Annotated in this window: 8 protein-coding genes; 6 read left to right on the top strand and 2 right to left on the bottom strand. The window is 75.5% G+C overall.

Translation table 11 applies throughout. The features are described from left to right. The 6 genes from VF468_18875 to VF468_18850 form a co-directional block, all read left to right on the top strand. Positions 1–1,209, top strand: a 1,209-nt coding sequence (locus tag VF468_18875) for an RsmF rRNA methyltransferase first C-terminal domain-containing protein (GenBank protein HEX5880356.1), incomplete at its 5' end; no start/stop codon positions are given. A 33-nt stretch (positions 1,210–1,242) separates the two neighbouring features. Beyond that, positions 1,243–1,683, top strand: coding sequence for a transcriptional repressor (locus VF468_18870; GenBank protein ID HEX5880355.1), 441 nt, complete (start codon positions 1,243–1,245; stop codon positions 1,681–1,683). A gap of 70 nt (positions 1,684–1,753) precedes the next feature. Beyond that, positions 1,754–2,677 carry a metal ABC transporter substrate-binding protein gene (locus tag VF468_18865; protein ID HEX5880354.1) on the top strand — a complete coding sequence of 308 codons (924 nt, stop codon included), beginning with the start codon at positions 1,754–1,756 and terminating at the stop codon, positions 2,675–2,677. A gap of 64 nt (positions 2,678–2,741) precedes the next feature. Further along, a complete protein-coding gene (locus tag VF468_18860) occupies positions 2,742–3,485 on the top strand; it encodes a metal ABC transporter ATP-binding protein (GenBank protein ID HEX5880353.1) in 744 nt (247 codons plus the stop codon). Continuing rightward, positions 3,482–4,363, top strand: coding sequence for a metal ABC transporter permease (locus VF468_18855; GenBank protein ID HEX5880352.1), 882 nt, complete (start codon positions 3,482–3,484; stop codon positions 4,361–4,363). Before VF468_18860 ends, VF468_18855 begins: the two co-directional genes overlap by 4 nt. Next, positions 4,360–5,208 carry a metal ABC transporter permease gene (locus VF468_18850; protein HEX5880351.1) on the top strand — a complete coding sequence of 283 codons (849 nt, stop codon included), beginning with the start codon at positions 4,360–4,362 and terminating at the stop codon, positions 5,206–5,208. Before VF468_18855 ends, VF468_18850 begins: the two co-directional genes overlap by 4 nt. 116 nt (positions 5,209–5,324) lie before the next feature. Here the strand turns inward: VF468_18850 and VF468_18845 are convergent, their stop codons facing one another. Both VF468_18845 and VF468_18840 read right to left on the bottom strand, forming a co-directional pair. Next, complete coding sequence (locus VF468_18845) at positions 5,325–5,957, bottom strand: adenylate kinase (GenBank protein HEX5880350.1); 633 nt, start codon at positions 5,955–5,957, stop codon at positions 5,325–5,327. Between the two features lie 24 nt (positions 5,958–5,981). Next, positions 5,982–6,200, bottom strand: a 219-nt coding sequence (locus VF468_18840; protein HEX5880349.1) for a cupin domain-containing protein, incomplete at its 5' end; no start/stop codon positions are given.

The following is a 6,200-nucleotide window of genomic DNA, read 5'->3' as shown; positions in this document are numbered from 1 at the left end:
GGGATCCCGCCCGACCCGGTGCCGTGGTGCCCGGAGGCGTTCTTCCTCCCCGAGGGCGTCCGGGTCGGCCGCACCCTGGCCCACGCGGCCGGGCTCTGCTACGTGCAGGAGCCGTCGGCCCTGGCCGTCGGAGAGGCCCTGGACGTGCGGCCCGGCCAGCGGGTGCTCGACCTGGCCGCCGCCCCCGGCGGCAAGGCGACCCTGGTCGCGGGCCGCCTGGGCGGCGCCGGGGCGGTGGTGGCCAACGAGGTCCAGCGCAGCCGGGTCCAGGCCCTGGCCGACAACCTCGACCGCTGGGGCTCGTGGCGGACGGTGCTGGCCGGCGAGACCGTGGCCCGCCTGGCCGAACGGCTCCCCGGCGGGTTCGACCGGGTCCTGCTCGACGCCCCCTGCTCGGGCGAGGGCCTGTTCCGCCGCGACCCCGGGGCCGCCGCCCAATGGCGCCCCGGCCACGTCCGGGGCAGCGCCGAGCGCCAGCGCGGCCTGCTCGCCGACGCCGCCCGCCTGGTCCGCCCCGGCGGCGTGCTCGTCTACGCGACCTGCACCTTCGCCCCCGAGGAGAACGAGCACCAGGTCGCCGGGTTCCTCGCCGCCCACCCGGGCTGGCGGGTCCTCGACATCCCCAACCACCCCGGCTTCGCCCCCGGCCGCCCCGACTGGACCCCCGGCGGCCCCCCCGACCTGGCGAAGACGGTCCGCCTCTGGCCCCACCACCTCCGCGGCGAAGGTCACTTCATCGCCAAGCTGGGTGCGCCCGGGGAACTGGGGGGCATTGCTTCGTCCACCGGCCCCGTTCGCGGGCGGGCGGGAGATGTGCTCGACGCGTGGCGGGGGTTCGCGGACGACGCGCTGCAGGGGGACCTGCCGGGGGTGGCGGTGGTGGGGGAGCGGGCCTACAGCGTTCCCGACGAGGAGGTGGCGGCCGCCGGGGTGCGGCTGGTGCGGCCGGGGCTGCTGCTCGGGCGGGCGCGGCCGGGCAGGTTCGAGCCGGGGCATGCGCTGGCCATGGCCGCGCGACCGGGCATGGTCCGACGGACCCGGGGGCTGGACGACGGCGAGGCCGCGGCCTGGCTGCGGGGGGAGACCCTGGACCACGGGGGGCCGGCCGGGTGGACGCTGGTCACCTGGAACGGCTGGCCGCTGGGATGGGGCCGGGCGGGCGGCGGGACGCTCAAGAACCACTACCCCAAGGGCCTGCGTACGATGTGACCTGCCCACAGCGAGCATCCGGGAGGTGAGACGGTGAGCAGCCAGGCGCCCCACGCCGAGGTCGCGGCGCGGCTCGGCCGCGCCCAGCAGCGCTACACCTCCGGCCGGCGCACCCTGGTCGAGCTGCTCCACGGGGCCGGGCGGCCGCTGGAGATCGTCGAGCTGGCCGAGGGCCCGGGCAAGCTGCCGGTGAGCTCGATCTACCGCAACCTGGTCGTGCTCGAGCAGGCCGGCGCCGTCACCCGCTACCCGGGCGCCGGCGGCGGGCACGCCCGCTACGAGCTGTCCGAGGAGCTGGTCGGCCACCACCATCACCTGGTCTGCTCCAGCTGCGGCCGGATCGAGGACGACCCGGTCCCGCCCGAGGTCGACGCCGGCCTGGCCTCGCTGCTGGACGCCGTCGCCGCCCGCACCGGCTTCACCGTCACCGACCACCGCCTGGAGCTGCGCGGCCTGTGCCAGCGCTGCGGCTGAGTCGGTTATGAGAATCATTGCCAAAAGCTGTAGGATGGGAGGTACCAGCCTCCACAGCTAGGACGGTGCCATGGGTCGTCGACGGGTCGCGCTGGTGGCGGCCTGCCTGGCGGCCCTGCTGGCGTCCGGGTGCGCGGGGCCGGGCGGCGCCGGGAACGGCGACGGCGCTGACGGCGGGGAGCTGCGGGTGGTGGCGACCACGACCCAGGTGGCCGACCTGGCGGCCAACGTCGGTGGCGACCGGGTCCGGGTGACCAGCCTGCTCCGGCCCGGCATCGACGCCCACGACTACGAGCCCTCCCCGGCCGACATCGACGCCCTGGCCCACGCCGACCTGGTGCTCCAGAACGGGGTCGGCCTGGAGGAGTGGCTGGGCGACATCATCGAGAGCTCCGGGTTCGACGGCCCGGTGGTCGACACCAGCCAGGGGGTGCGGCTGCGCCAGGTCGACGGCGAGCCCGACCCCCACATCTGGCAGAACCCCGGCAACGCCCAGGTCATGGCGGCCAACATCGAACGCGGCCTGGCCGCCGCCGACCCGGCCGGGGCGGCCGCCTACCAGGCCGGCCTGGCCGCCTACACCAAGGAGCTGCGCGCCCTCGACGACGAGGTCGAGGGGCAGGTCGGCAGCCTGGCCAACCGCAAGGTGGTCACCAACCACGACGCCTTCGGCTACTACCTGGACCGCTACGGGCTGGAACTGGTCGGCTCCGTCATCCCCAGCTTCGACAGCTCGGCCGAGCTGTCCGGCCGCGACATCCGCGACCTGGTGGCCAAGATCGAGGCGACCCGCGTGAAGGCCGTCTTCTCCGAGACCTCCCTGCCCCCGCGGGCGGCCGAGACGATCGCCCGCGAGGCCGGGGTCAGGGTCGTGGTCGGCGAGGACGCCCTCTACGGCGACGCCCTCGGCCCGCCCGGGTCCGACGGCGACACGTACCTCAAGATGATCCGGCACAACACGGCCACGATCGTGAGCAACCTCAGTGGCACCTGACCTCCCGCCCACCGACCCGACCGACCGGGGGACCACCCCGGCGGTCCCCCGGACCCCCCCGCCCGTGCTGGCGCTGCGGCGGGCCACCGTCGCCTACGAGCGCGAGCCGGTGGTCGAGGGGGTCGACGGGGAGGTGGCGGCCGGCCAGTCGGTCGCCCTCATCGGCCCCAACGGGGCCGGCAAGTCCACCCTCATCCGGGCCGTCCTCGGCCTCGTCCCCCTGACCAGCGGGACCATCGAGGTCCTGGGCCGCCCGCCCCAGGCGGCCCGCCGCCAGGTCGCCTACGTCCCCCAGGCCGACACCCTGGACGCCGAGTTCCCCGTGTCCGCCCTCCAGGTGGTGCTGATGGGCCGCTACCCGCGGGTCGGCTGGGTGCGGCGGCCGGGCCCGGCCGACCGGCGGGCCGCCGCCCAGGCCCTGGCCGAGGTCGGCCTGGCCGAGCGGGCCTCGTCCCGGTTCGGCACCCTCTCCGGCGGCCAGCGCCAGCGGGTCCTGCTGGCCAGGGCGATCGCCCAGGAGCCGCGGCTGCTGCTGCTCGACGAGCCGTTCAACGGGGTCGACGCCCTCTCCCAGGACCTGCTGCTGGCCGCCCTCGGCCGGCTGCGGGCGACCGGAGCCGCGGTCGTCATGGCCACCCACGACCTGGGCCTGGCCCACCTCGCCTGCGACGAGGTCTGCCTGCTCAACCGGCACCAGATCGGCTTCGGCCCGATCGGCACCACCCTCACCCCCGAGCTGCTGCGGGCCACCTACGGCGGCCAGGCCCTCCAGCTCCGCGGCGACGGGGTCATCGTCGCCCGGCCGTGAACCTGTTCGAGCCCTTCACCATCCCGTACATGCAGCGGGCCCTGGTCGAGGTGCTGGTGCTGGGCGCCCTGGCCGGCGCCGTGGGCGTGCTGGTGGTGCTGCGCCGCCTGGCCTTCGTGGGCGACGCCCTCACCCACACCGTGTTCCCCGGGATCGTGATCGCCCACCTGCTCGGCCGCTCGATCCTGCTCGGCGCCCTGGCCTTCGGGGTGCTGACGGCGGTGCTGCTGACCGTGCTGGGCGGCCACCGCCGGGTCGGGAACGACGCCGCCCTGGCCATCCTGCTCACCTCGTTCTTCTCCCTCGGGGTGGTGCTGATCTCCCGGACCCGCGGCTTCACCGCCGACCTGACCGTGTTCCTGTTCGGCCGGGTCCTGGCCATCGACCGTACCGACCTGGTCCAGACCCTGGCCGTGGCCGTGGTCGCCGCGATCGTCCTGGCCGTCCTCCACAAGGAGCTGGTGCTGCGCGCCTTCGACCCGGAGGCGGCCGCCGCCATGGGCTACCGCACCGGCCGGCTCGACCTGGCCCTGAATCTCCTCATCGCCCTGGTCGTGGTGGCCGCCGTCGAGGCCGTGGGCACGGTCCTGGTGATCGCCCTGATCGTGGTCCCGGCGGCCGCCGCCCGGCTCCTGACCGACCGGGTGGGGGCCATGACCGCCCTGGCCTGCCTGCTCGGCGCCGCCGGGGGCTGGCTGGGGCTGGCCGTCAGCTACGAGGTCTCGGTCGACCACGACCTCCGGCTGGCCGCCGGCGCCACCATCGTGGTCGTCCTGGTCGGGCTGTTCGGGCTCGCCGCCGCCGTGGCCCCGCTGCGCCGCCGCCGGGGCCGGGCCCGGGTCCCGGCCGGCGCACAGGCCAAGGTTGGGGCCCGATGAACCCGCTGGAGGCGTTCGGGGACGGGTTCGCCCGCCGGGCCCTGCTGGAGGCGGTCATGGTCGGCGCGCTCTGCGGGGCCGTCGGCGTCCACGTGCTCCTGCGCCGCCTGCCCTTCTTCACCATGGCCCTTGGCCACGCCACCTTCCCCGGGGTCGTCCTGGCCGCGCTGCTGGGGATCAGCCTGTTCGCCGGGGCGGCCGCCTTCGGGGCCGTCGTCGTGGTCGTGGTCGCCCTCCTCGGCGCCCGCGACCGGGTCGACGACACCAGCGCCGTCGGGGTCACCTTGTCGGGGGCGTTCGCCCTCGGGGTGCTGCTGCTGTCGGCCCAGGCCGGCTTCACCAGGGACCTGACCGCCTACCTGGTCGGCTCGATCGTCACCGTGCGGCCGTCCGACCTGCTCACCACCGCCGTGGTCGGCGCCGCCGTCCTGGCCGTGCTCGCCGCCCTCCACAAGGAGCTGGTCCTCGGCGCCTTCGACCGGGGCGGGCTGGCCGCCCTCGGCTACCCGGTGCTGGTCCTCGACGTCGTCCTGCTCCTGGTGGTCGAGGCGGTCGTGGTCACCTCGATCCCGGCCGTCGGCACCATCCTGGCCGTGGCCCTGATCGTCGCCCCGGCGGCCACGGCCCGCCTCTGGACCGAGCGCCTCCGCGCCACCATGGCCCTGTCGGCCGCCCTCGGCGCCGCCAGCGGCGTCGTCGGCCTGGCCATCTCCCTGCAGTGGCGGGTCGCCGCCGGCGCCACCATCGTGCTGGTGGCCGCGGCCATGTTCGCCGTCTCCCTGGTCGTCGCCCCCCGCCACGGCCTCCTGGCCCATCGCTCCTCACCGGCGAGCGGCCGGGCGTAGCCGCGCGGCCAGGATCGCGCCCGCGAGCACCGCGAGGTCGAGCCCCCATCCGACGAGTTCCTCCACGCCACCCCGTCCCAGGGCTGGAGCCAGCCCCCGGCAACCCTGCGCCGCGCCTAGGACGACCCCGAGGCGTCAAAGGCCCACTCGGGGCGGTTGGCGCCGGCGGCCATGGCGCGGGCCTTGTGCCAGTGGAGGGTGGCGAAGATCTGCTCGGAGATGGCGTCGATCGGCCCGACGGCGTTGATCCGGACCAGGATCCCGCGGCGCTGGTAGTAGTCGACCAGCGGCTTGGTCTGGACCCCGAACACCTCAAGGCGGTGGCGGACCGTCTCCTCGGTGTCGTCGGAGCGGTGCTCCTCCCGGGCCCGGCCGGCCAGGCGGGCCAGCAGCTCCTCCTCCTCGATCTCGAAATAGAGGGTCAGGTCGAACGGGATCCCCCGGGCCACCGCCCACCGGTAGGCGGCCTCGGCCTGGGCCAGCGTGCGCGGGTACCCGTCCAGGACGTACCCGCCCGCCTCGCTCGCCTGGACCATCCGGTCCCTGGCCATCTCGATCACGATGTCGTCGGGGACCAGGTCGCCCCGGTCCATGTACTCCTTGGCCACCTTGCCCAGCTCGGTCCCCTTCGCCACCTCCTCCCGCAGCAGGGCCCCGGTGGCGATGTTCCCCAGGTCGAAATGCTCGGCGATCCGCGCCGCCTGGGTCCCCTTCCCCGCCCCCGGCGGGCCGATCAGCAGCACGCGCATGCCAGGTCCCTCCCCGTCCGTCGGTCAGTGCCCGGCGGCCTCGGCCGCGTCGGCCTCGGCCTTGGTCTGATGGACGGTGCCGGGGGCGTGCTCGGGCGGGGCGTAGACGGTGACCAGGCGCAGCGGGCCCTGGCCGGTGTTGATGAAGTTGTGGACCGTCCCCGCCGGGACCAGGACCAGGTCGTTGGGGGTCACCGGGGAGGTCGTGCCGGCGAGGACGGCCTCGCCCTCGCCGTCCACGAA

The sequence above is a fragment of the Actinomycetota bacterium genome (assembly GCA_036280995.1).
In the GTDB taxonomy this organism is placed as follows: Bacteria; Actinomycetota; CALGFH01; order CALGFH01; family CALGFH01; genus CALGFH01.
Note: the sequence above shows the minus strand (reverse complement) of the source record. Positions and strands in the feature narration are given on the sequence as shown.